25 protein-coding genes are annotated in these 22,859 nt (G+C 53.8%); 15 read left to right on the top strand and 10 right to left on the bottom strand.

What is annotated here, in order from left to right:
* The first annotated feature begins 525 nt into the window (after positions 1–525).
* The 6 genes from cyoA (at position 526) to H650_RS19435 (ending at position 6,823) form a co-directional block, all read left to right on the top strand.
* Positions 526–1,473 carry a cytochrome o ubiquinol oxidase subunit II gene (cyoA, locus tag H650_RS19460; RefSeq protein WP_017458879.1) on the top strand — a complete coding sequence of 316 codons (948 nt, stop codon included), beginning with the start codon at positions 526–528 and terminating at the stop codon, positions 1,471–1,473.
* A 19-nt stretch (positions 1,474–1,492) separates the two neighbouring features.
* A complete protein-coding gene (gene cyoB / locus H650_RS19455) occupies positions 1,493–3,484 on the top strand; it encodes a cytochrome o ubiquinol oxidase subunit I (RefSeq protein WP_020456767.1) in 1,992 nt (663 codons plus the stop codon).
* Positions 3,474–4,088 carry a cytochrome o ubiquinol oxidase subunit III gene (locus tag H650_RS19450; protein WP_017458877.1) on the top strand — a complete coding sequence of 205 codons (615 nt, stop codon included), beginning with the start codon at positions 3,474–3,476 and terminating at the stop codon, positions 4,086–4,088. The genes cyoB and H650_RS19450 overlap by 11 nt, the downstream gene beginning before the upstream one ends.
* Entirely contained in the window at positions 4,088–4,414 is a 327-nt protein-coding gene (locus H650_RS19445) for a cytochrome o ubiquinol oxidase subunit IV (RefSeq protein ID WP_017458876.1), read from the top strand. The genes H650_RS19450 and H650_RS19445 overlap by 1 nt, the downstream gene beginning before the upstream one ends.
* A 12-nt stretch (positions 4,415–4,426) precedes the next feature.
* Positions 4,427–5,314, top strand: a complete 888-nt coding sequence (gene cyoE / locus H650_RS19440; RefSeq protein ID WP_017458875.1) for a heme o synthase — start codon at positions 4,427–4,429, stop codon at positions 5,312–5,314.
* 147 nt (positions 5,315–5,461) lie between these two features.
* Positions 5,462–6,823, top strand: a complete 1,362-nt coding sequence (locus tag H650_RS19435; protein WP_020456766.1) for an MFS transporter — start codon at positions 5,462–5,464, stop codon at positions 6,821–6,823.
* 41 nt (positions 6,824–6,864) lie between these two features.
* Here the strand turns inward: H650_RS19435 and H650_RS19430 are convergent, their stop codons facing one another.
* Entirely contained in the window at positions 6,865–7,356 is a 492-nt protein-coding gene (locus H650_RS19430; protein ID WP_020456765.1) for a YajQ family cyclic di-GMP-binding protein, read from the bottom strand.
* Between the two features lie 139 nt (positions 7,357–7,495).
* Between H650_RS19430 and panE the strand changes: the two genes are divergently transcribed.
* Together panE and yajL are read left to right on the top strand one after the other, a co-directional pair.
* Complete coding sequence (gene panE / locus H650_RS19425; RefSeq protein WP_020456764.1) at positions 7,496–8,407, top strand: 2-dehydropantoate 2-reductase; 912 nt, start codon at positions 7,496–7,498, stop codon at positions 8,405–8,407.
* Complete coding sequence (gene yajL / locus H650_RS19420) at positions 8,370–8,963, top strand: protein deglycase YajL (RefSeq protein ID WP_020456763.1); 594 nt, start codon at positions 8,370–8,372, stop codon at positions 8,961–8,963. The genes panE and yajL overlap by 38 nt, the downstream gene beginning before the upstream one ends.
* 92 nt (positions 8,964–9,055) lie before the next feature.
* Here the strand turns inward: yajL and thiI are convergent, their stop codons facing one another.
* The gene (thiI, locus tag H650_RS19415) at positions 9,056–10,504 is read right to left on the bottom strand and encodes a tRNA uracil 4-sulfurtransferase ThiI (protein WP_020456762.1); all 1,449 of its coding nucleotides are present in this window, start codon (positions 10,502–10,504) and stop codon (positions 9,056–9,058) included.
* Positions 10,505–10,717: 213 nt separating this feature from the next.
* Here thiI and xseB point away from each other — a divergent pair, with 213 nt between their 5' ends.
* Genes xseB through H650_RS19395 form a run of 4 tightly spaced genes read left to right on the top strand, consistent with a single transcriptional unit; the run spans position 10,718 to position 14,782 of the window.
* Positions 10,718–10,960 carry an exodeoxyribonuclease VII small subunit gene (xseB, locus tag H650_RS19410; RefSeq protein ID WP_017458869.1) on the top strand — a complete coding sequence of 81 codons (243 nt, stop codon included), beginning with the start codon at positions 10,718–10,720 and terminating at the stop codon, positions 10,958–10,960.
* On the top strand, positions 10,961–11,860 hold the full coding sequence (gene ispA, locus H650_RS19405) for a (2E,6E)-farnesyl diphosphate synthase (protein ID WP_020456761.1): 900 nt from the start codon (positions 10,961–10,963) through the stop codon (positions 11,858–11,860).
* A gap of 24 nt (positions 11,861–11,884) precedes the next feature.
* The gene (gene dxs, locus H650_RS19400) at positions 11,885–13,747 is read left to right on the top strand and encodes a 1-deoxy-D-xylulose-5-phosphate synthase (RefSeq protein ID WP_020456760.1); all 1,863 of its coding nucleotides are present in this window, start codon (positions 11,885–11,887) and stop codon (positions 13,745–13,747) included.
* Between the two features lie 60 nt (positions 13,748–13,807).
* Positions 13,808–14,782, top strand: coding sequence for an aldo/keto reductase (locus H650_RS19395; RefSeq protein WP_020456759.1), 975 nt, complete (start codon positions 13,808–13,810; stop codon positions 14,780–14,782).
* A 37-nt stretch (positions 14,783–14,819) separates the two neighbouring features.
* On the opposite strand, the gene pgpA is transcribed toward H650_RS19395, so the two are convergent.
* From pgpA to nrdR, 6 genes are all read right to left on the bottom strand, one after another.
* Positions 14,820–15,335, bottom strand: a complete 516-nt coding sequence (gene pgpA, locus H650_RS19390; RefSeq protein WP_020456758.1) for a phosphatidylglycerophosphatase A — start codon at positions 15,333–15,335, stop codon at positions 14,820–14,822.
* The gene (thiL, locus tag H650_RS19385; RefSeq protein WP_020456757.1) at positions 15,313–16,290 is read right to left on the bottom strand and encodes a thiamine-phosphate kinase; all 978 of its coding nucleotides are present in this window, start codon (positions 16,288–16,290) and stop codon (positions 15,313–15,315) included. Before thiL ends, pgpA begins: the two co-directional genes overlap by 23 nt.
* Before the next feature lie 75 nt (positions 16,291–16,365).
* Positions 16,366–16,785, bottom strand: a complete 420-nt coding sequence (gene nusB, locus H650_RS19380; RefSeq protein WP_017458863.1) for a transcription antitermination factor NusB — start codon at positions 16,783–16,785, stop codon at positions 16,366–16,368.
* 19 nt (positions 16,786–16,804) lie between these two features.
* Positions 16,805–17,275, bottom strand: coding sequence for a 6,7-dimethyl-8-ribityllumazine synthase (gene ribH / locus H650_RS19375; RefSeq protein ID WP_020456756.1), 471 nt, complete (start codon positions 17,273–17,275; stop codon positions 16,805–16,807).
* An 89-nt stretch (positions 17,276–17,364) separates the two neighbouring features.
* The gene (ribD, locus tag H650_RS19370; RefSeq protein WP_020456755.1) at positions 17,365–18,468 is read right to left on the bottom strand and encodes a bifunctional diaminohydroxyphosphoribosylaminopyrimidine deaminase/5-amino-6-(5-phosphoribosylamino)uracil reductase RibD; all 1,104 of its coding nucleotides are present in this window, start codon (positions 18,466–18,468) and stop codon (positions 17,365–17,367) included.
* 2 nt (positions 18,469–18,470) lie between these two features.
* The gene (nrdR, locus tag H650_RS19365; RefSeq protein WP_017458860.1) at positions 18,471–18,920 is read right to left on the bottom strand and encodes a transcriptional regulator NrdR; all 450 of its coding nucleotides are present in this window, start codon (positions 18,918–18,920) and stop codon (positions 18,471–18,473) included.
* A 153-nt stretch (positions 18,921–19,073) separates the two neighbouring features.
* Here nrdR and H650_RS19355 point away from each other — a divergent pair, with 153 nt between their 5' ends.
* Positions 19,074–19,616, top strand: a complete 543-nt coding sequence (locus H650_RS19355; RefSeq protein WP_017458859.1) for a SadB/YajI family lipoprotein — start codon at positions 19,074–19,076, stop codon at positions 19,614–19,616.
* Positions 19,617–19,910: 294 nt separating this feature from the next.
* Positions 19,911–20,780, top strand: a complete 870-nt coding sequence (locus H650_RS19350) for a nucleoside-specific channel-forming protein Tsx (protein WP_020456753.1) — start codon at positions 19,911–19,913, stop codon at positions 20,778–20,780.
* A gap of 40 nt (positions 20,781–20,820) precedes the next feature.
* On the opposite strand, the gene H650_RS19345 is transcribed toward H650_RS19350, so the two are convergent.
* Positions 20,821–21,510, bottom strand: coding sequence for a helix-turn-helix transcriptional regulator (locus H650_RS19345; protein ID WP_020456752.1), 690 nt, complete (start codon positions 21,508–21,510; stop codon positions 20,821–20,823).
* A 51-nt stretch (positions 21,511–21,561) separates the two neighbouring features.
* Positions 21,562–21,927: a VOC family protein gene (locus H650_RS19340; RefSeq protein WP_020456751.1), complete on the bottom strand. Its 366-nt coding sequence runs from the start codon at positions 21,925–21,927 to the stop codon at positions 21,562–21,564.
* Between the two features lie 247 nt (positions 21,928–22,174).
* On the opposite strand from H650_RS19340, the gene H650_RS19335 reads away from it, so the two are divergent.
* The gene (locus H650_RS19335; protein WP_020456750.1) at positions 22,175–22,855 is read left to right on the top strand and encodes an ABC transporter ATP-binding protein; all 681 of its coding nucleotides are present in this window, start codon (positions 22,175–22,177) and stop codon (positions 22,853–22,855) included.
* Positions 22,856–22,859 lie beyond the last annotated feature (4 nt).

Below are 22,859 nucleotides of genomic sequence, written 5' to 3'. Positions count from 1 at the left end.
ATATTTACTGGCTATTTTCCTATTAAAATCAGGCCACCAAAAAATAAAAACGACCTAAAACAATTCACCGCAGTTATTATTATGTTCAATAATTAAACACCGCATCTTTTTAGCAAATCGCCTAATTCCAATTGAGCAAATAAAAAAATCTTAATTGTTTTGTGCCTTATAAATTAAAGGCTACTCTTTAACGATTCAGCACGGTTATTAATTGTTGGGTTTCAAATTCGTTCCAATAATGTTCGATATTTGCTGGATATTTGTTAAATAAATGTATATTTAACTGATTGGTTATACCAATTTACCCCCTGGACTGATTGTCATGTAATTTTTCCGTTATAATCTCACTCTCTGGCAGTGCGAATCGCTTTTTTTACAGATTGTTGCATTCGATGTGACATAAACGGCAAAAGCCAGTAACACCTTACTGACACGGAGCCAATCATGTTTACAGTAACGTAACCTTTCCGTAAAATGCCCGCACACTTTAAGCGCCACCAGATCCCGTGGAATTGAGGTCGTTAAATGAGACTCAGGAAATACAATAAAAGTTTGGGATGGTTGTCATTAATCGCCGGTACTGTTTTACTCAGTGGCTGCGATTCTGCACTTCTTGACCCCAAAGGACAGATTGGACTGGAGCAACGTTCGCTGATACTGACGGCTTTTGGCCTGATGTTGATTGTCGTTATTCCCGCCATCTTGATGGCCGTTGGTTTCGCCTGGAAGTATCGTGCGAGCAATAAAGATGCGAAGTATAGCCCTAACTGGTCACACTCCAATAAAGTGGAAGCTGTGGTCTGGACGGTACCTATTCTGATCATCCTGTTCCTCGCCGTATTGACATGGAAAACCACCCACGCGCTCGAACCGAGCAAACCATTAGCCCATGACGAACAACCGATCACCATTGAAGTTGTTTCTATGGACTGGAAATGGTTCTTCATCTATCCGGAGCAGGGCATTGCTACCGTGAACGAAATCGCCTTCCCGGCTAACGTTCCGGTTCAGTTCAAAGTGACCTCCAACTCCGTGATGAACTCGTTCTTTATCCCGAAACTGGGTAGCCAGATTTATGCGATGGCCGGTATGCAGACTAACCTGCATCTGATCGCCAACGAAGCTGGTACCTACGATGGTATCTCCGCAAGCTACAGCGGCCCGGGCTTCTCGGGTATGAAGTTTAAAGCAATTGCTACGCCGGACCGTGCCGCATTCGACCAGTGGGTCGCAAAAGCGAAACAAGCTCCGAATACCCTGCCGGATATGGCAGCGTATGACAAACTTGCTGCGCCAAGCGAATACAACAAGGTTGAATACTTCTCCAGCGTGAAACCCGATTTGTTTAAAGACGTTATCAACAAATTTATGGGCCACGGCATGAGCATGGACATGAACCAACCGAAGGGCGAGCATAGCGAGCACGAAGGTATGGAAGGCATGGACATGAGCCACGCGGAAACCTCTCACTAAGGGGTCGAGGAAGAAAACGATGTTCGGAAAATTGACACTGGATGCAGTCCCCTACCATGAACCCATTATTGTGGTTACGGTGGCTGCCATTATCATCGGTGGCCTGGCATTACTGGCCCTGATTACTTACTTCGGTAAGTGGAACTACTTGTGGAAAGAGTGGCTGACTTCGGTTGACCACAAAAAGCTCGGTATCATGTACTGCATCGTCGGTATTGTGATGCTGATTCGTGGCTTTGCTGACGCCATCATGATGCGTAGCCAGCAAGCACTCGCCTCGGCGGGTGAAGCAGGCTTCCTGCCGCCGCACCACTACGATCAGATCTTCACCGCCCACGGCGTGATCATGATCTTCTTCGTAGCAATGCCGCTGGTTATCGGTCTGATGAACGTGGTGATCCCACTGCAGATCGGCGCTCGCGACGTGGCGTTCCCGTTCCTCAACAACCTGAGCTTCTGGTTCACGGTTGTCGGTGTGATCCTGGTTAACCTGTCTCTCGGCGTGGGTGAATTCGCGCAGACTGGCTGGCTGGCTTATCCGCCGCTATCGGGAATTGAATACAGTCCTGGTGTCGGGGTTGATTACTGGATTTGGGCACTTCAGCTCTCCGGTATCGGTACGACGCTGACCGGTATCAACTTCTTCGTGACCATTCTGAAGATGCGTGCGCCGGGCATGACCATGTTCAAGATGCCGGTATTTACCTGGGCATCACTGTGCGCCAACGTGCTGATCATCGCCTCGTTTCCGATCCTGACTGTCACCATCGCGCTGCTGACCCTGGACCGCTATCTGGGTACCCATTTCTTCACCAACGAAATGGGCGGCAACATGATGATGTACATCAACTTGATCTGGGCCTGGGGCCATCCGGAAGTGTACATCCTGGTTCTGCCGGTATTCGGTGTGTTCTCGGAAGTCGCCGCGACCTTCTCGCGTAAGCGTCTGTTCGGTTACACCTCGCTGGTTTGGGCGACCGTGTGTATTACCGTACTGTCGTTTATCGTTTGGTTGCACCACTTCTTCACCATGGGTGCAGGCGCGAACGTTAACGCCTTCTTCGGTATCGCCACCATGATTATCGCCATCCCGACCGGGGTGAAGATCTTCAACTGGCTGTTCACCATGTATCAGGGCCGTATCGTGTTCCATTCAGCAATGATGTGGACCATCGGCTTTATCGTGACCTTCTCTGTGGGCGGTATGACCGGCGTACTGCTGGCGGTACCGGGCGCGGACTTTGTGCTGCACAACAGTCTGTTCCTGATTGCTCACTTCCATAACGTCATCATCGGCGGTGTGGTATTTGGTTGCTTTGCGGGTATCACTTACTGGTGGCCGAAAGCGTTTGGCTTCACCCTGAATGAAACCTGGGGTAAACGCGCGTTCTGGTTCTGGATCATCGGCTTCTTCGTAGCATTTATGCCGCTGTATGTGCTGGGCTTTATGGGTATGACCCGTCGCCTGAGCCAGCAGATCGATCCGCAGTTCCACTCAATGCTGGTGGTTGCCGCTTGCGGCGCTGCGCTGATTGCCTGCGGTATTCTGTGCCAGTTGATTCAGTACTACGTCTCCATCCGCGACCGTCACCTCAACCGTGACCTGACCGGTGACCCGTGGGGCGGCCGTACGCTGGAGTGGGCAACCTCTTCTCCGCCGCCGTTCTACAACTTCGCTGAAGTGCCACACGTTCATGAGCGTGATGCATTCTGGGAAATGAAAGAAAAAGGCGAAGCGTACAAGCAACCTGCGCATTATGAAGAAATTCATATGCCGAAAAACAGCGGTGCGGGCATTGTTATTGCCGCTTTCGCAACGGTGTTTGGCTTTGCCATGATCTGGCACATCTGGTGGATGGCGATCGTCGGTTTCGCTGGCATCGTAATTAGCTGGATTGTGAAGAGCTTTGACGAGGACGTGGATTACTACGTACCGGTTGCAGAAATCGAAAAACTGGAAAACCAGCATTTCGATGAGATCAAAAAGGCAGGGCTGAAAAATGGCAACTGATACTCTGACGACTGCGAACGCCCACGCGCACGAACATGGGCACCATGATTCAGGACCGACCAAAGTCTTCGGTTTCTGGATCTACCTGATGAGCGACTGCATTCTGTTCTCGATCCTGTTCGCGACCTATGCCGTGTTAGTGAATAACACGGCGGGTGGCCCGTCGGGTAAAGACATCTTTGAACTGCCGTTCGTTCTGGTGGAAACCGCCCTGCTGCTGTTCAGCTCCATCACCTATGGCATGGCGGCGATCGCCATGTATAAGAACAACAAAAGCCAGGTTGTTTCCTGGCTGGCGTTGACCTGGCTGTTCGGCGCAGGCTTCATCGGGATGGAACTCTATGAATTCCATCACCTGATTGTTGAAGGTATGGGTCCGGATCGCAGCGGCTTCCTGTCAGCGTTCTTCGCGCTGGTTGGCACCCACGGTCTGCACGTGACCTCGGGTCTGATCTGGATGGCAGTGCTGATGTTCCAGATTTCCCGTCGCGGCCTGACCAGTACAAACCGTACGCGTATCCTGTGCCTGAGCCTGTTCTGGCACTTCCTGGACGTCGTATGGATTTGTGTATTCTCAGTCGTTTATCTGATGGGGGCGATGTAATGAGTCATTCAACCGATCATGGCGCTTCCCACGGTAGCGTAAAAACCTACATGACAGGTTTTATCCTGTCGATCATCCTGACGGTGATCCCGTTCTGGATGGTGATGAGCGGTACTGCGTCCCACGTGGCGATTCTCGGCACTGTGCTGGTGACAGCGGTGGTACAGATTCTGGTGCATCTGGTGTGCTTCCTGCACATGAACACCAAGTCTGATGAAGGCTGGAACATGACGGCTTTCGTCTTTACTGTGCTGATCATCGCGATCGTGGTGGTAGGTTCCATCTGGATTATGTGGAACCTCAACTACAACATGATGGTTCGATAAGAGCGGCGAAGTATGTTTAAGCAATACCTGCAAGTCACGAAACCGGGCATTATTTTTGGCAACTTGATCTCCGTGATAGGGGGATTCCTGCTGGCCTCTAAAGGCCACATTGATTACCCCCTGTTCATCTACACGCTGATTGGTGTGTCGCTGGTGGTCGCCTCTGGTTGTGTTTTTAACAACTACATCGATCGTGACATCGACAAAAAGATGGAACGGACGAAAAACAGGGTGCTGGTCAGAGGGCTGATCTCGCCAAAAGTCTCGCTGGTTTACGCCGCCTTGCTGGGTATTGCTGGCTTCATGCTGCTGTGGTTTGGCGCCAACCCGCTGGCCTGCTGGCTCGGGGTAATGGGGTTCGTGGTATATGTGGGCGTCTACAGCCTGTATATGAAACGCCACTCCGTTTACGGTACGCTGATTGGTTCACTCTCCGGCGCTGCGCCGCCGGTGATTGGCTACTGCGCCGTCACCAACGAGTTTGACAGCGGCGCGGCGATCCTGTTGGCGATTTTCAGCCTGTGGCAGATGCCTCACTCGTATGCCATCGCGATTTTCCGCTTTAAGGATTATCAGGCAGCGAATATCCCGGTACTGCCGGTGGTGAAAGGTATTTCCGTGGCGAAAAACCATATCACGCTCTACATCCTGGCGTTCGCTATCGCCACCTTGATGCTGTCGCTTGGCGGCTACGCCGGTTACAAATACCTGGTCGTTGCCGCAGCGGTAAGCCTCTGGTGGTTGGGTATGGCGCTGCGTGGTTATAAAGTTGAGGATGATAAGGTGTGGGCGCGCAAACTGTTCGTCTTCTCCATTGTCGCTATCACCTCGCTCAGCGTGATGATGTCGGTCGATTTTATGGTGCCGGATTCCCATAACCTGTTGACCTACGTCTGGTGATCCAAACCGCCATTATAAAGGGTGCTACGGCACCCTTTTTTCATGCCCAAACGCCCCGCTCTACAGGTAATATTTGTTAATTAAGCTGTTATTTACCCCGCCCTGCCCCCGCACTACACTATGTCCGGTTTTCAAATTGAGGTGGTAATGAACGATTATAAAATGACGCCAGGCGAGTTGCGCGCCACCTGGGGTTTAGGGACTGTATTCTCACTGCGCATGCTCGGCATGTTTATGGTCCTGCCCGTTCTGACCACGTACGGTATGGCGCTGCAGGGCGCCAGTGAAGCACTCATCGGTCTGGCAATTGGTATTTATGGCCTCGCGCAAGCCGTGTTTCAAATTCCCTTTGGCTTGCTTTCTGACCGCATCGGCCGCAAGCCGCTTATCGTTGGCGGGTTAGCGATTTTTGTCGCCGGGAGCGTGATTGCCGCCCTTTCCGATTCTATCTGGGGCATTATTCTTGGTCGCGCATTACAAGGCTCCGGTGCCATCGCCGCCGCTGTTATGGCGCTTCTTTCCGATCTCACTCGCGAACAGAATCGTACCAAAGCGATGGCCTTTATCGGCGTTAGTTTTGGCGTCACCTTCGCCATTGCCATGGTGCTTGGCCCGATTATCACGCATCAGTTGGGTTTGCATGCGCTGTTCTGGATGATTGCCGGGCTGGCAACAGCCGGTATTGCGTTGACTATCTGGGTCGTGCCAGACAGTCAGCAACATGTGCGTAACCGCGAATCCGGCATGGTGAAAGACTGTTTCCAGATGGTGATGGTCAACCCGAAGCTGCTAAAACTCAACTTTGGCATTATGTGCCTGCATATCCTGCTGATGTCGACGTTTGTTGCCCTGCCAGGCCAACTCGAAGCCGCCGGTTTTCTCGCACCGGATCACTGGAAAATCTACCTGGTCACTATGCTTATCTCTTTCGTTTCGGTGGTGCCATTTATTATCTACGCCGAAGTGAAGCGCCGCATGAAGCGCGTTTTCGTGTTCTGCGTGGCGCTGCTACTGATTGCGGAAATCGTGTTGTGGGGCGCGGGGCCACATTTCTGGGAAATCGTCATTGGTGTACAGATCTTTTTCCTCGCCTTTAACCTGATGGAGGCATTACTACCCTCGTTAATCAGCAAAGAAGCGCCCGCAGGCTATAAAGGCACGGCGATGGGGATTTACTCCACCAGCCAGTTTATCGGCGTGGCAATTGGCGGCGCGCTCGGCGGCTGGGTAGATGGTCTGTTTGATTCACAAACGGTATTTCTTGCCGGTGCATTGCTGGCGATGGTCTGGCTGCTTGTCGCAGGCACCATGCAGGAACCGCCCTATGTCAGCAGCCTGCGCATCGCGATCCCGGAAAATGTCACCATCAATGAAGCGTTGCAAAAACGTTTGCTGGCAACAAAGGGAGTAAGTGAAGTATTAGTGGTTGCCGAAGAGCGTAGCGCTTACGTCAAGATTGACAGTAAGGTCACTAACCGCTTTGAGGTTGAACAAGCCGTAGCGGGTTAACGCTGCGACACGCTCTCTCCGCCAGGGAGAGAGCGCGCACATTAATCGCGGAAGTTTTTGAACTGGAACGGCTGGCCAAGATTACCGCCGCGCACCAGTGCCATAACAGACTGCAAGTCATCACGGGATTTCCCGGTCACACGAATTTCTTCGCCCTGAATCTGCGCCTGCACTTTCAGCTTGCTGTCTTTAATCAGCTTGATGATTTTCTTCGCCGTCGCTGCATCAATACCCTGTTTCAGTTTTGCTTCCACGAACCAGGTCTTGCCGCTGTGTACAAACTCTTCCGGCACGTCCAGCGACGCCCCTTCAATGCCGCGTTTCAGCAATTTCGCGCGTAAAATATCCAGAAGCTGGTTAACCTGGAAATCGGATTCGCTCAGAACTTTAATGGTCTGTTTCTCTTCGTTCAGTTCAAACGTGGCTTCAACGTTGCGAAAATCAAAGCGAGTCCCTACTTCACGGGTCGCATTCTCAACGCCGTTTTGCACTTCACGCATTTCAACTTCGGAAACGATATCGAAAGATGGCATCTTTTCTTCTCCCTCTGCATTTGTTGCGTTGCATAATACCCGCAACGAGGCATAACTCAACTTGTAATACGGGAAGCTTAGCCGACAGCGCTATAATGGTGAAAGCAACACCTGGCGACGTTGCAGGTGAGGAGGATAAATGAGAATTACCGTACTCGGATGCGGTGCTTTAGGGCAATTGTGGTTAACCGCGTTGTGTAAAAAGGGACATGAGGTACAGGGTTGGTTGCGCGTGCCACAGCCATTTTGCAGTGTGAATGTCGTTGATGAAGACGGCTCAATATTTAACGAATCCCTGACGGCCAACGATCCTGAATTCCTGGCGCGTAGCGATTTATTGCTGGTGACGTTAAAAGCGTGGCAAGTTTCCGATGCGGTGAAAGGGCTGGCAGCAACACTCTCACCTTCAACCCCCGTGCTCCTGATTCACAACGGCATGGGCACTGTCGAAGAGTTGAAAGCACTGGCGAATCCGTTACTGATCGGTACGACTACTCATGCTGCGCGCCGTGATGGCAATGTTATCGTGCACGTTGCCAGCGGTACCACGCACATTGGTCCGGCGCGACAGCAGGATGGCGAGTTCAGCTATCTGGCCGACATCCTGCAGGATGTGCTGCCGGACGTGGCCTGGCATAACACGATCCGTCCGGCGCTGTGGCGCAAGCTGGCGGTGAACTGCGTCATCAACCCGTTAACCGCGCTGCATGACTGTAAAAATGGCGATCTGCGAGCGTTCCCGGAGGAGATCCAAAAGGTGACGCGTGAAGTTGCTGCGGTGATTGAACGTGAAGGCCACCATATTTCTGCCGATGATTTACTGAGCTACGTGAATCAGATTATTGAAAACACGGCAGAAAATATCTCATCTATGCTGCAGGACGTACGCGCGATGCGCCATACCGAGTGTGATTATATTACGGGTTACCTGCTCAGGCGCGCCCGCGCGCACGGTATTGCGGTGCCGGAAAACGCCCGTCTGTATGAAATGATTAAACGTAAGGAGAGTGAGTATGAGCGCATCGGCTCTGATATGTCTCGCCCCTGGTAGTGAAGAAACCGAAGCGGTCACCACTATCGATCTGCTGGTACGTGGTGGAATTGCCGTTACTACCGCCAGCGTCGCCAGTGATGGCAATCTGGTCGTTACTTGCTCACGCGGCGTAAAACTGCTGGCGGATGCGCCGTTAGTAGAAGTAGCCGATGGCGATTACGACGTGATTGTGCTGCCCGGCGGTCTGAAAGGGGCGGAGTGTTTTCGCGATAGTCCGTTACTGGTGGAAACCGTGCGCCAGTTTCACCTCTCGGGCCGTATCGTCGCCGCAATTTGTGCTGCGGCGGGCACCGTGCTGGTGCCGCATGAGATTTTCCCGCTGGGCAATATGACCGGCTTTCCTGGCCTGAAAGAGACTATTCCCGCCGAACAGTGGCAGGATAAACGCGTCGTGTGGGATCCGCGCGTTAATCTGCTCACCAGCCAGGGGCCGGGTACCGCCATCGATTTTGCTTTGAAAATTATTGATTTACTGGTGGGGCGCGAAAAAGCGCACGAAGTGGCATCACAGCTGGTGATGGCTGCCGGAATTTATAACTACTACGAAGCCTGAAAACAAAAAGCCCGGCGGTGCGATGCCTGCCGGGCTTTCAATGCAAAGTAACGCGAAAGCTGCCGGAAAAGGTCACCCTCTCCGGCAGTTTTTTATGGGCGATAAACTTTAACGTTGGTAAAACCCTGCTCGCGCAGATAGAGCGCCTGCAGACGGCTCATCACGCCGCGTTCGCACCACAGCAACCAGGTTTTGTTCTGATCGAGGTCGCCAAATTTGGTGCTCAGTTTATAGAACGGCAGCGAAACCACGTCGATCCCTTCCAGCTTCAGCGGTTTGTCATCCTGTTCATCAATAGAGCGGATATCCAGGATCACATCGTTCGGGCCAAAACCGTTGACCGTTTCAACTTCGACCACGGTTTCCTGGGTCTGCTGGGCGATTTCGCGGATATCGATATTGCTCGCTTCAGCGACCACTTTATCTAGGATGGAGAAGTCGAAATGTTCCTCTTCCGCTTCGATTTTCGCCTTCACCGCTTTTACAGTTGGGCTTTTCGAGATCACACCACAATACTCCGGCATGGTACGGGCGAAATCTTCAGTACCGATTTCACGCGCCAGATCGATGATGTGCTCTTTATCGTAAGAGATAAGCGGGCGCAAAATCAGCGTGTCAGAAACGTTGTCGATTAAACGCAGATTGGTCAGCGTCTGGCTGGACACCTGGCCCAGTGCTTCACCGGTCACCAGCGCCTGCACGCCGTAGCGTTCAGCCACTTTTGACGCTGCGCGCACCATCATGCGTTTCAACACCACGCCCATCTGGCCATCATCCACTTTTTCGAGGATTTCACCGACCACTGGCTCAAAGTTGATCGCCACAAACCGTACACGGTGAGAACTGCCAAAACGGTTCCACAAGTAGTGTGCGACCTGGCGAACACCAATTTCATGCGCGGCGCCGCCCAGGTTAAAGAAGCAGTAGTGTACGCGGCAACCGCGACGCATCAGCATATAGCTGGAAACGCCGGAGTCGAAACCGCCGGAGATGAGCGACAGCACATCTTCCTGAGTGCCGATCGGGAAACCGCCAATACCCTCATAACGGCCTTTCACTAACAGCAGGCGATCGTCTTCGATCTCCAGATTCACCGTCACATCCGGGTGAGTCAGTTTGACGCGCGCAGAGTCGACATGCTGGTTCAGACCGCCGCCGACGTAACGTTCAACTTCAATCGAGCTAAACTCATGCTTGCCGCGGCGTTTAACGCGCACGCAGAAGGTTTTACCTTCGATCTGCTCGCGGTACTGCACCAGCGCTTTCTCAAAAATGTCGTGCAGCGAGGTGAAAGGAACATCTTCCACTTCGAGAATATGGTGGATGCCCGGAATACGGGTCAGCGCGTCGCGGATAGCCAGGCGCTGATTTTCATCTTTGGCGCGCACTTCGATATGATCCCAGTGGCGGACAACGGCGAGGGTCTCGTCGTAGTGCTTCAGAACGTTACGAATGTTCCCGGTCAAAATTTTAATAAAGCGCAAACGCACAGATTGGCTTTTGATGGTGATTTCCGGGAACAATTTAATGATAAACTTCATGGCGGCAATGGTTCGTTGGCAAGCCCGGCTGGGCCTGTATAGGAAAATAGTACAGCAGCCCCATACCCGCGGCTGCATCCAGGCGCAGGAGTATACCACCATCGCAATAAAGCTGCGCACATTGCATTACCATTGCGCGTTATTTGCTAAGCGCCGTGACTTCGCTACCATAGCTACGTTGAGCCAGAACAATAGAAGAGTCAGACATTCACTATGCCAAAGAAAAACGACGCACCGGCCAGTTTTGAAACAGCGCTAAGCGAACTGGAACAGATTGTCACTCGTCTTGAAAGCGGCGATCTACCGCTTGAAGAGGCACTCAATGAATTCGAACGCGGCGTGCAACTGGCGCGCCAGGGACAGGTGAAACTCCAGCAGGCGGAACAACGCGTGCAGATCCTGCTCTCTGATTCACAAGAGGCTCCCCTTACGCCTTTTGCTCCGGACGCTGAATAAATGGATTTCGATCAACAGCTACAGGCCTGTGTCTCTCAGGCCAATGAAGCGCTGCGCCGATTTATCGCGCCACTGCCCTTTCAGAACACTCCTCTGGTTGAGGCCATTTCCTATGGCGCATTATTAGGCGGTAAACGTCTGCGTCCTTTTTTGGTTTATGCCACAGGCAACATGTTCGGCGTTAGCCAGCAAACGCTGGATGCGCCTGCAGCGGCGGTGGAGTGTATTCACGCTTACTCGCTGATCCACGACGATCTGCCCGCCATGGATGATGATGATCTCCGCCGGGGTTTACCGACATGCCATATTAAGTTTGGTGAAGCCAGCGCCATCCTCGCGGGTGATGCGTTACAAACTCTGGCTTTCTCTATTCTTACAGATGCGCCCATGGCAGAAGTCGATGCGCGTGACCGGCTGGCGATGGTTTCGGAACTGGCTCACGCCAGCGGCGTCGCAGGAATGTGCGGCGGCCAGGCGCTGGATCTCGCAGCGGAAGGCAAGCGGGTTTCGCTGGCTGAACTGGAGCAGATCCATCGCCACAAAACCGGCGCGCTGATTCGCGCAGCGGTGCGAATGGGCGCGCTAAGCGCTGGGGATAAAGGCCGCGAAGCCCTGCCATTGCTCGATCGCTATGCCGAATGCGTTGGTCTGGCGTTCCAGGTTCAGGATGACATTCTGGATGTTGTCGGCGATACTGCGACGCTTGGCAAACGCCAGGGCGCTGACCAGCAACTGGGGAAAAGCACCTATCCCGCACTACTGGGCCTTGAGCAAGCCCGGACAAAAGCCCGCGACCTGATTGACGACGCCCGGCAAGCTTTAAGCCTGCTTGCGGCACAGTCGCTGGATACGACGGCACTGGAAGCACTGGCGAATTACATAATCCAGCGTGATAAATAACGAAAACACCACGATGAGTCTCTGATGAGTTTTGATATAGCCAAATACCCGACGCTGGCGCTGGTTGATACCACGCAAGAGTTGCGCCTGCTGCCGAAAGAGAGCCTGCCGAAGCTATGCGACGAACTGCGCCGCTATCTGCTCGACAGCGTGAGCCGCTCCAGCGGGCACTTCGCCTCCGGGCTTGGCACGGTTGAATTGACCGTCGCGCTACATTACGTCTACAACACGCCGTTTGATCAGTTGATCTGGGACGTGGGCCACCAGGCGTATCCGCATAAAATTCTGACCGGACGTCGTGACAAAATCGGCACCATCCGACAGAAGAACGGGTTGCACCCTTTTCCCTGGCGCGGCGAAAGCGAATACGACGTGCTGAGCGTTGGCCATTCATCGACGTCCATTAGCGCCGGTATTGGTGTCGCCGTCGCGGCGGCAAAAGAAGGCAAACAGCGCCGCACCGTCTGCGTGATTGGCGATGGCGCGATCACCGCTGGCATGGCATTTGAAGCCATGAACCACGCGGGTGATATCCGCCCGGATATGCTGGTGGTGTTAAACGACAACGAGATGTCGATTTCAGAGAATGTCGGCGCGCTGAATAATCACCTGGCGCAGCTGCTCTCCGGCAAGCTCTACTCCACGCTGCGCGAAGGCGGCAAAAAAGTGCTTTCCGGCGTACCGCCGATTAAAGAGCTGATTAAGCGCACCGAAGAGCACATCAAAGGCATGGTGGTGCCGGGTACGCTTTTTGAAGAGCTGGGCTTTAACTATATCGGCCCGGTCGACGGTCACGATGTGCTGGGTTTAGTGCAGACGCTGCGTAATATGCGCGATCTGAAAGGCCCGCAGTTCCTGCATATCATGACCAAAAAAGGGCGCGGTTATGAACCGGCCGAAAAAGATCCGATCACTTTCCACGCCGTACCGAAATTCGATCCGACCAGCGGAACGCTGCCAAAAAGCAGCGGCGGCATGCCGAGCTATTCGAAGATTTTCGGCGACTGGCTGTGCGAAACCGCGGCGAAAGACAGCAAGCTGATGGCGATCACACCGGCGATGCGTGAAGGTTCCGGCATGGTCGAGTTCTCACGCAAATACCCGGATCAATACTTTGATGTGGCGATTGCCGAACAGCACGCAGTGACATTTGCCGCAGGTCTTGCGATTGGCGGCTACAAGCCGGTGGTGGCGATTTACTCCACCTTCCTGCAACGCGCCTACGATCAGGTTATTCATGATGTGGCGATCCAGAAACTGCCGGTGCTGTTCGCTATCGACCGCGCCGGGATCGTTGGCGCAGACGGCCAGACTCACCAGGGGGCGTTTGATATTTCGTATCTGCGCTGCATCCCGGGGATGGTGGTGATGACACCGAGCGATGAAAACGAATGTCGCCAGATGCTGTTTACCGGCTATCACTACGCAGATGGCCCAAGCGCGGTGCGCTACCCGCGCGGTAATGCAGTTGGTGTGCCGCTACAACCGCTGGAAAAAATGCCTATCGGCAAAGGTGTGGTGAAACGCCGTGGCGAAAAAGTGGCAATTCTTAATTTTGGCACGCTATTGCCGGAGGCCGAAAAAGCCGCCGAAGCGCTGAACGCCACGCTTATCGATATGCGTTTTGCCAAACCGCTGGATGAGGCGTTGATTCTGGAAACCGCCGCACACCATGAATCGCTGGTAACGCTGGAAGAAAACGCCATTATCGGCGGTGCAGGTAGCGGCGTGAATGAAGTGCTGATGGCCCACCGCAAACCTGTACCGGTGCTGAATATTGGGCTGCCGGATTTCTTTATCCCGCAGGGCACGCAGGATGAAGCCCGCGCTGAAATAGGCCTGGATGCCGCAGGCATTGAATCCCGCATCAGAAACTGGCTTGCCTGACCCTCCCCCATCCGCTCCTGCTATGCTTAAACGTACGTTTTGACAAGCAGGAGTGGAACCATGCAATACAACACATTAGGAAAAACAGACCTGAAGGTTTCCCGCCTTTGTCTGGGCTGCATGACGTTTGGCGAACCGGATCGCGGTAAACACGCCTGGACTTTGCCCGAAGAGAGCAGCCGCCCCATCATCAAACGCGCCCTGGAAGGCGGGATTAACTTTTTCGATACCGCAAACAGCTACTCAGACGGCAGCAGTGAAGAGATTGTTGGCCGGGCGCTGCGTGATTTCGCCCGCCGCGAAGATGTGGTCGTCGCGACCAAAGTGTATCACCAGGTTGGCGACCTGCCCGAAGGCCTGTCACGCGCGCAAATTTTGCGCTCCATTGACGACAGCCTGCGGCGTCTTGGCATGGACTATGTAGATTTACTGCAAATCCATCGCTGGGATTACACCACGCCTATCGAAGAGACACTTGAAGCGCTGGACGAGGTTATAAAAGCCGGCAAGGCCCGCTATATCGGCGCATCATCAATGCACGCCCGCCAGTTTGCCCAGGCGTTAGCGTTGCAGGAGCAAAACGGCTGGGCGCGCTTTGTCACCATGCAGGATCATTACAATCTGATCTACCGCGAAGAAGAGCGCGAGATGTTGCCGCTGTGCTACAAAGAGGGCGTAGCGATTATTCCGTGGAGCCCGCTGGCGCGCGGTCGTTTAACGCGCCCGTGGGGGGAAACCACTGCGCGTCTGGTGTCGGATGAATTTGGCAAAACACTATACAGCGAAACGGATGACAACGACGCGCAGATCGCCGAGCGGCTGGCGGGTGTGGCAGAAGAGATTGGCGCATCGCGCGCGCAGGTCGCGCTGGCGTGGCTGCTGAGTAAACCCGGTGTTGCCGCGCCGATTATCGGTACATCGCGTGAAGAGCAACTGGACGACTTGCTGGGCGCGGTAGATTTAACGCTGAAACCGGAGCAGATAGCCGAGCTGGAAACGCCATATAAACCGCATCCAGTGGTTGGCTTTAAGTAAACGCGAAACCTCCCTCTCCCGCCGGGAGAGGGAAAGCTCAGATAAGGCCAGGCGGCCAGTGATGGCCAATCAGATAGAGCAGCCCGGCGGCGATGATCCCGGCGACAATATCATCGACCATGATCCCCATTCCGCCGTGAACATTGCGATCAAACCAGCGGATCGGCCACGGCTTCCACATATCCAGAATACGGAACAGCACAAACCCCACGGCGACCCATTGCCAGTCATTGGTCGGGAGGGCCATGAGCGTTATCCACATGCCGATGAACTCATCCCAGACAATACTGCCGTGATCGTGCACACCCATATCTTTTGCTGTCTGGTGGCAGAGGTAAACGCCAAGCGAGATCCCAAACATCACCAGCAACGAGTAGAGCTGCCAGGGCAAAAAGGTCATCGCCCACCAGAAGGGAATCGACGCCAGCGATCCCATCGTTCCCGGAACGATGGGGCTTAAACCGCTACCAAAGCCAGTAGCCAGCAGATGCCAGGGGTTGCGTAAATTGAGACGGCTTTTAGCCACATCTTTAGTGCGCGGCAAAGTGGTCATATCCTTTCCAGTCAAGCGTCACGGCTTTGCCGTCACGGGTGAAATGCAACCCTTCAATATCCGCACTGATCTGCCCGATACAGGTAAAAGGCGCACCCAACTGACCAATCGCAACATCCAGCGCACCGCGGTTCAGCTCCGGCACGGTAAAGCACAACTCGTAATCTTCCCCGCCGGAAAGCGCCCAGCGCAGTGCCTGATCCGGCATGACATGGCGGCGAACGGCGTTGGAAAATGGCAACGCATCCAGATCGATACGCGCGCCGCAGCCGCTGGCTTTCAGCACATGCGCGAGGTCAGAAATAAGGCCATCGGAGAGATCAATCGCCGAACTTGCGAGATTGCGCAGCGCCTGCCCCTGCAATACGCGCGGCGTTGGTCGCAGATGGCGCTTGAGCAAATACTGTGCATCAGCGCTATCGTTCACGGCTAAACGCTGTTGCAAAATCGCCAGCCCGGCAGCGCTGTCGCCCGGCGTGCCGGTGACGTAAATCCAGTCACCCGGCTTTGCGCCAGAACGTTTCATTGCCCGCCCAACCGGCACATAACCATGAATGCCAATCGTCATCGACAGCGGGCCACGCGTGGTGTCGCCGCCAATCAGTTGCATATCGTAGTAATTGAGCTGTTCGAACAGGCTGTCACTAAAGGCTTGCAGCCAGGCTTCATCCGCCTCGGGCAGCGTCAGAGCCAGCGTTAACCACGCCGGATCGGCACCCATCGCCGCCAAATCGCTGAGATTCGATGCCATCGCTTTGTACGCCAGATCGGCCGGATCGATATCCGGCAGAAAATGGTTGCCCGCCACCAGCGTATCGACGCTTATCGCCAGCGTCTGTTTTTCGGGAACATTGAGTAGCGCGCAGTCGTCGCCGATGCCAGTTTCTACATCGCGACGGGAATTTCGTACGCGGTCAAAATAACGGGCAATCAGGGAAAATTCGCCGCATGCCATACGTTATGCCTCTGTAGAAAAAAGAAAAAGCCGGAACCGACGCGCAACGTGCAGCGCCAGTTTCCGGCTTGCGGATCACTTCTTGTGGGGACGGATCGCAGGTGCGGCTTTATCCAGCACGCCGTTAACAAACTTGTGGCTGTCTTCAGCGCCGAAAGTTTTTGCCAGTTCGATAGCCTCGTTGATTGCCACTTTGTACGGCACATCATCACGTTTGGACAGTTCGAACAGTGCGATACGCAATACCGCTTTCTCGACCTGGCCCAGCTCTTCGAGCAAACGGGACAGGTAAGGCTTCATTAAGCCATCGAGATATGCGCTATTAGTCGCCACCCCGGTCAACAGCTCGCGGAAATACAGGACGTCAACATCTTTCACGTCTTGCTCTGCCAGGAACTGGTATTCAACATCAGAGATGTCGTTCTGGGACAACTGCCAGGAGTAGAGCGCCTGGACGGCACACTCACGGGCGCGGCGACGAGCAGCAGGTTTCACGGAATTCCCCTTACAAAAATCAGGCCTTGATGGCTTTCAATACATTAATCATTTCAAGCGCGGTCAGTGCGGCTTCCGCACCTTTATTACCGGCTTTGGTGCCAGCGCGTTCGATGGCTTGTTCAATACTTTCAGTGGTCAGCACGCCGAAAGCCACCGGGATCTCACTGTCCTGGGCAACATGCGCCAGGCCATTGCTTGCACCACCAGCAACATATTCAAAGTGCGCGGTACCGCCGCGGATCACGGTGCCAAGTGCAATCACCGCGTCATATTTGCCGGTTTTGGCCAGCGCACCTGCCGCCAGCGGCAGTTCGTAAGCGCCAGGCACCCACACAACGGTGATGTTGTTATCTTTCACCTGACCGATGCGTTTCAGCGCATCAACCGCGCCTTCCAGCAGGCTGTCGTTGATGAAGTTGTTGAAACGCGCAATGGTGATGGCGACGCGAGCGTCCGGAGCAGCAACGTTGGCTTCAATAATGTTCATACACTTCCTTCACAGGTTCAGTTCGGACCCCGCAGGGGGGCGGATTTTAGCATAATATTTTACGCGCTGCTTCCCTTTTACAGCAGGCATCACGCATGAGTGAGATGCAGGCAGACATCCGGGCCAACCTGACGTATCTCATTGAATTTAAAGTGTGGTGCGTCCGCAAGCGCCGATAACCCCGGCAGCACGCACAGACCGCGCGCATCGCTGCCTAACAGTGTAGGTGCCAGATAGACAATCAGCTCATCCACCAGGCCTGCCTGCAGTAACGCGCCGGCAAGGTGCGCACCCGCTTCGACCCACACACTGTTGATCTGCTGTTTGCCGAGCAGCATCATCAGCGTGACCAGATCGGCGTGGCCATTATGTTCCGGCACAATAATTTCACGCACATTTTCAGGCCACTGGCGCGCATCGGCGCGCGTGCGGGCAAACCAGGTTTCTCCCGGCAGGCCAACTAACTGATGCTGCGGTGTCACCCGGTTCTGGCTGTCGACAACAATGCGTACCGGTTGGCGCAAATTTTCCTGCGGGTAAAGCGCCTGCGTATCCGCATTTAACTCTGCCCAGCGCACGGTCAGCGCCGGATTGTCCGCCAGCACCGTTTCGCTGCTGGTCAGTATTGCGTGGCTTTGCGCGCGTAAAAGCTGTACATCACGGCGCGCCTGCGCTGAGGTGATCCACTGACTTTCGCCGCTGGCCATCGCGGTACGGCCATCAAGCGACGCGCCAAGCTTGAGTTGCACGTAAGGGAACCCGGTGCGCATGCGTTTGAGAAAGCCTTTATTCAGCGCTTCGGCTTCACTCATCATTAACCCGTGGCTGACTTCAATGCCCTCCTGCTGCAAGCGATACAAACCACGCCCGGCAACCTGTGGGTTCGGATCCTGCATTGCGGCAACCACGCGCGCAACGCCGGCATTAATCAGCGCTTCACAGCATGGCGGTGTGCGTCCGTGATGGCTGCACGGTTCGAGCGTGACGTACGCCGTCGCGCCGCGAGCCCGTTCGCCCGCCATGCGCAGCGCATGAACTTCCGCGTGCGGTTCGCCAGCGCGGTAATGAAAACCTTCGCCGACAATTTCGCCATTGTTGACAATTACGCAGCCGACACGCGGGTTCGGGTGAGTTGTAAAACGCCCGCGCTGCGCCAGTTTCAGCGCCCGCGCCATGTACATTTCGTCGTGCATGATTAGTCCTGTAGACGGGCGATCTCTTCGCCAAATTCGCGAATATCTTCAAAGCTACGGTAAACGGAGGCAAAGCGGACATAGGCCACTTTATCGAGCTTTTTCAGCTGCTCCATCACCAAATTGCCAATCATCTTACTCGGCACTTCCCTTTCGCCGGTTGCGCGAAGTTGTGATTTAATGTGATTCAGCGCCATTTCGACGTCATCTGCGCTGACCGGGCGCTTTTCGAGCGCTTTTAACATGCCACGACGCAGCTTCTCTTCATTGAAAGGTTCACGCACATCATTGCTTTTCACGACGCGCGGCATCACAAGCTCCGCCACTTCAAAGGTGGTGAAACGCTCATTGCAGACCAGGCACTGTCGGCGACGGCGAACGGATGAACCTTCACCCACCAGGCGAGAATCGATAACTTTGGTATCCACGGCGAAACAGAATGGGCAATGCATACGGCGTCCTGATGTTAGAGTTAACTGAAATCTATTTTACCCTGAACTGGCATGACAACAAAGGCAGACCGTTTTTGAGACAATGGATCGATGGCAACGAGGCCGTTGCGATCTACCATTACAGAGAAGATCCTATCCAAGGAAACAGACACAATGACAAGACGTTACCTAAGAACCCTGTTACTGGGAAGCCTTTTTGCCCTCAGTGCCTGCGCCCAGCAAAGCGAAGTTCGCCAGCTTCATCAAAGTGTCAGTACGCTAAATAATGAAATGAGCAAGCTGAACAAAGAGACGGTGAAAATCACCCAGCAGAACACGCTGAATGCCAAATCCGGGAGCGGCGTTTACCTGCTGCCCGGTGCGAACACGCCCGCCCGCTTGAATAGCCAAATCGGTATGCTGCGAATGTCGTTGCAAAATATCGCGCCGAATGCAGCGGGAACCCGCGTCGTGTTGCGGATCCAGGGCGAATCCAACGATCCGTTACCGGCTTTTAGCGGCACCGTTGAGTGGGGACAAATTCAGGGTACCACCGAAAACTATCAGGAAGTGAATGTACAAAACCAACTGATTAACGCACCGGCCAGCACACTCGCACCGAGCGACGTTGATATACCGCTGCAACTTAACGGCATCACGCCAGAACAGTTAGGCTTTGTTCGCATTCACGATATCCAGCCCGCCAATTTGCAGTAACATCCGGGGCGACGCTGTCGCCCTTACTTACTCTCTGTCATGCATTTTCTTCTTTATTGTCATCTCTTCATCACATTCACCAATTTGCAATATCGATAAATGCCAGTACAATCGCCGTCGTTTATTGCACGCAAACGTGAACGCAATCGATTACGCGTGTGTCAATAATGTGAAACAACACATATTTTTGTGAACGCGGATACTTATAATAGGCGCGCAGAAATATGAAACATTTAGAAACTCCATGCGTGCTTTCTTTCACTCCCGTCTGGGATCTCAATCAGTGGCGTAATGATGAAAAAAACAATTCTCGCAGCCGGTGCTGCTCTGGCGCTTTCCGCTTCTTTTACTGCTAACGCAGCGGAAAACAGCAAACCTGAATACATTTCCGACTGGTGGCACCAGAGCGTAAACGTGGTGGGCAGCTACCACACCCGTTTCGGACCTGTTCCACGTAACGATACTTATCTGGAATATGAAGCGTTCGCCAAGAAAGATTGGTTTGATTTCTACGGCTACCTGGATGCGCCGGTCTTCTTCGGTGGTAACACCGGTGCGAAGGGGATCTGGAACCACGGTTCGCCGCTGTTTATGGAAATCGAGCCGCGTTTCTCTATTGATAAGCTGACTGGAAGCGACCTGAGTTTCGGTCCGTTCAAAGAGTGGTACTTCGCCAACAACTACATTTACGACATGGGTCGCAACGCCTCCGGTCGCCAGAGCACCTGGTACATGGGCCTGGGTACCGACATCGACACCGGTCTGCCGATGAGCCTCTCCCTGAACGTCTATGCGAAATACCAGTGGCAGAACTACGATGCGCCAAACCAGAACGAGTGGGACGGTTACCGTTTCAAAGTGAAATATTTCGTGCCGATCACCAGCCTGTGGGGCGGCCAACTGAGCTATATCGGTTTTACCAACTTTGACTGGGGCTCAAAACTGGGTGACAGCCGCTACTATGTTAACGGCGAACAGTTCCGCACCAACAACTCGATTGCCTCCAGCCATATCCTCTCCCTGGGCTATGATCACTGGCACTACTCTGTGGTTGCGCGTTACTGGCACAATGGCGGTCAGTTCAAAGATGATGCAGCCCTGGGCGATAGCTATGTGCGTTCTACCGGTTGGGGTGGTTACCTGGTTGTTGGTTACAACTTCTAATCCCACTGCATTGCAAAAAGCCGACCGATGGTCGGCTTTTTTATTGAAAGCGCGCTTTCTGCAGGTTAACGAAATCCTGCATCGATCTGTCCGCGCGTTCCGTAAATGTCTTGCCTGTAAAAGCGACCGACGTGCAGCGATCGAGACGAAAACAACGATAGTCATCACGTAACGTACACCACGACACCAGTACCCACACGCTTCCCATAAACGACAACCCTAACGGATGGATCACCCGCTCCGAGGCTTTTCCTTTATCGTCTTCATAATGCAGATGCAGCTCCTGACGCAGCCGCATCGCCTGGTGCATCACATCAAACCAGACGCGTACCTGCGGGTATTTATCAAAATTGGGTGAAACGATGCGGTTGCGTTCAGCCGTAATGCGCTTGTCGTAGGGTAGCACTGCCAAAAGTTTTTCCTGCGCCGAACCGGCAGCCTGTGCCAGCGTATCGCCGCTCCAGGTTTGTAACATACCGATAGCGGCAATTAATGCTTCAACTTCCAGACCGGTAAACATTAACGGCGGCAAATCGAAACCGGGCAGCAAACGGTAGCCACTACCCGCTTCGCCCTGAATCGGTACGCCGGAGAGCGACAAATCGCGAATGTCGCGGTAGATGGTGCGTTCAGAAACCTCCAGCCGCTCGGCCAGGAGCGCCGCGGTCACGCGACGCCGGGTACGCAAAACCTGAACTATCTGAAACAATCGATCAGCACGGCGGCTCATAACTTATCCGGTTGAGGAAAAGCCCGCGCTTTCAGCGCGGGCATCAGTGGTTCATGCAGGTTGATGCAGTCCAACCCGGTTACCCTCACTGTCAATAATCAGGGCAATAGTACCAATGCCCTGCGGCAATACTTCCGGGCCAAAACAGCATTCACCGCCCTTTTCACGCACGCGCTCCAGCGCAGCCGCAAGGTTTGCCGTCGCCAGATAAACCACTGTACCACCGCTTACCGGCTGGAACATTGGCCCTTTTACCAGCGCACCGCCGGTGGCGGGTTTGACATGGGGAAATACCGCCATTTCGATACCGGCTACGCTCTCATGGCGAAACTGACCGCCCAATACATGCTCATAAAACGCTACCGCACGATCCAGTTGCTGTACCGGCAATTCAAACCAATTCACTAATGTGTTCATGCTCTGTTCCTCTGCGTTAAAAAAATCAACACAGCGAGTCTGCCAGAGGGCTACTGACAGCATATTGTCAGTAGGGATCGTCTTACTATTTTCCGTTCCGCCGCGATAATTATCCGAAAAATATAATTAATCAAAGCATTAATGAGCAGGCTATATATTCAAAGCCAAATGATATCTATAAACTCCGCCCCCTGCCGTAATGGGTAGCCGACCCAAACAGGAATTACACGCTAAGGAACAGGGAACGATGTGGGCAGTTGAAATGCAGGCCGTCAGTAAAAGTTATTTGTTAGGACAGGTTCGTGTTGATGCATTAAAAGAGGTGACGCTCAACATTGCAGCAAAACGGTTTACCGTATTATCCGGTCAGTCCGGCAGTGGCAAAACGACACTACTGAACTTAATCGGCGGCATCGATACGCCCGACAGTGGCCGTCTGGTGATTGCCGATCGCGAAATGAACAGCCTCAATGATGACCAGTGCAGCGCTTTTCGCGCCCGTAACCTTGGATTTATCTTTCAGAACTTCAATCTTATCCCGGTGCTGACCGCACGTGAAAATGTCGAAATTCCACTTCTCGCACAGCATCGAACGGCGGCCTGGCGCAAACAGGCGGTCAACGACATGCTCGAGAGCGTCGGCCTTGGCGATAAAGCCGATTCATTGCCGAACCAGCTCTCTGGCGGGCAGCGCCAGCGCGTCGCCATCGCCCGGGCACTTATTCACCGCCCGGTGCTGGTGGTGGCCGACGAACCCACGGCGAATCTTGACAGCAAAACCGGCAAATCCATTTTACAGCTGTTACGGCGTTTGCAGCAGGAGCATGCCGTCACGGTGGTGTTCTCTTCCCACGATCCGCAGGTGATTGCCGAGGCCGATGACCTGTATGTCGTCCACGATGGCAGTGTGAACGGCCCGGGGGCTTGATAAG

It is taken from the genome of Enterobacter sp. R4-368, from assembly GCF_000410515.1.
In the GTDB taxonomy this organism is placed as follows: Bacteria; Pseudomonadota; Gammaproteobacteria; order Enterobacterales; family Enterobacteriaceae; genus Kosakonia.
This window is presented reverse-complemented; position numbering and strand designations above follow the sequence as displayed.

Bases quoted from the DNA above. Each gene is read 5' to 3' on its own strand.
- cyoA (WP_017458879.1), top strand. From the start codon at position 526: ATGAGACTCAGGAAATACAATAAAAGTTTGGGATGGTTGTCATTAATC.
- cyoB (WP_020456767.1), top strand. From the start codon at position 1,493: ATGTTCGGAAAATTGACACTGGATGCAGTCCCCTACCATGAACCCATT.
- H650_RS19450 (WP_017458877.1), top strand. From the start codon at position 3,474: ATGGCAACTGATACTCTGACGACTGCGAACGCCCACGCGCACGAACAT.
- H650_RS19445 (WP_017458876.1), top strand. From the start codon at position 4,088: ATGAGTCATTCAACCGATCATGGCGCTTCCCACGGTAGCGTAAAAACC.
- cyoE (WP_017458875.1), top strand. From the start codon at position 4,427: ATGTTTAAGCAATACCTGCAAGTCACGAAACCGGGCATTATTTTTGGC.
- H650_RS19435 (WP_020456766.1), top strand. From the start codon at position 5,462: ATGAACGATTATAAAATGACGCCAGGCGAGTTGCGCGCCACCTGGGGT.
- H650_RS19430 (WP_020456765.1), bottom strand. From the start codon at position 7,356: ATGCCATCTTTCGATATCGTTTCCGAAGTTGAAATGCGTGAAGTGCAA.
- panE (WP_020456764.1), top strand. From the start codon at position 7,496: ATGAGAATTACCGTACTCGGATGCGGTGCTTTAGGGCAATTGTGGTTA.
- yajL (WP_020456763.1), top strand. From the start codon at position 8,370: ATGAGCGCATCGGCTCTGATATGTCTCGCCCCTGGTAGTGAAGAAACC.
- thiI (WP_020456762.1), bottom strand. From the start codon at position 10,504: ATGAAGTTTATCATTAAATTGTTCCCGGAAATCACCATCAAAAGCCAA.
- xseB (WP_017458869.1), top strand. From the start codon at position 10,718: ATGCCAAAGAAAAACGACGCACCGGCCAGTTTTGAAACAGCGCTAAGC.
- ispA (WP_020456761.1), top strand. From the start codon at position 10,961: ATGGATTTCGATCAACAGCTACAGGCCTGTGTCTCTCAGGCCAATGAA.
- dxs (WP_020456760.1), top strand. From the start codon at position 11,885: ATGAGTTTTGATATAGCCAAATACCCGACGCTGGCGCTGGTTGATACC.
- H650_RS19395 (WP_020456759.1), top strand. From the start codon at position 13,808: ATGCAATACAACACATTAGGAAAAACAGACCTGAAGGTTTCCCGCCTT.
- pgpA (WP_020456758.1), bottom strand. From the start codon at position 15,335: ATGACCACTTTGCCGCGCACTAAAGATGTGGCTAAAAGCCGTCTCAAT.
- thiL (WP_020456757.1), bottom strand. From the start codon at position 16,290: ATGGCATGCGGCGAATTTTCCCTGATTGCCCGTTATTTTGACCGCGTA.
- ribH (WP_020456756.1), bottom strand. From the start codon at position 17,275: ATGAACATTATTGAAGCCAACGTTGCTGCTCCGGACGCTCGCGTCGCC.
- ribD (WP_020456755.1), bottom strand. From the start codon at position 18,468: ATGCACGACGAAATGTACATGGCGCGGGCGCTGAAACTGGCGCAGCGC.
- nrdR (WP_017458860.1), bottom strand. From the start codon at position 18,920: ATGCATTGCCCATTCTGTTTCGCCGTGGATACCAAAGTTATCGATTCT.
- H650_RS19355 (WP_017458859.1), top strand. From the start codon at position 19,074: ATGACAAGACGTTACCTAAGAACCCTGTTACTGGGAAGCCTTTTTGCC.
- H650_RS19350 (WP_020456753.1), top strand. From the start codon at position 19,911: ATGAAAAAAACAATTCTCGCAGCCGGTGCTGCTCTGGCGCTTTCCGCT.
- H650_RS19345 (WP_020456752.1), bottom strand. From the start codon at position 21,510: ATGAGCCGCCGTGCTGATCGATTGTTTCAGATAGTTCAGGTTTTGCGT.
- H650_RS19340 (WP_020456751.1), bottom strand. From the start codon at position 21,927: ATGAACACATTAGTGAATTGGTTTGAATTGCCGGTACAGCAACTGGAT.
- H650_RS19335 (WP_020456750.1), top strand. From the start codon at position 22,175: ATGTGGGCAGTTGAAATGCAGGCCGTCAGTAAAAGTTATTTGTTAGGA.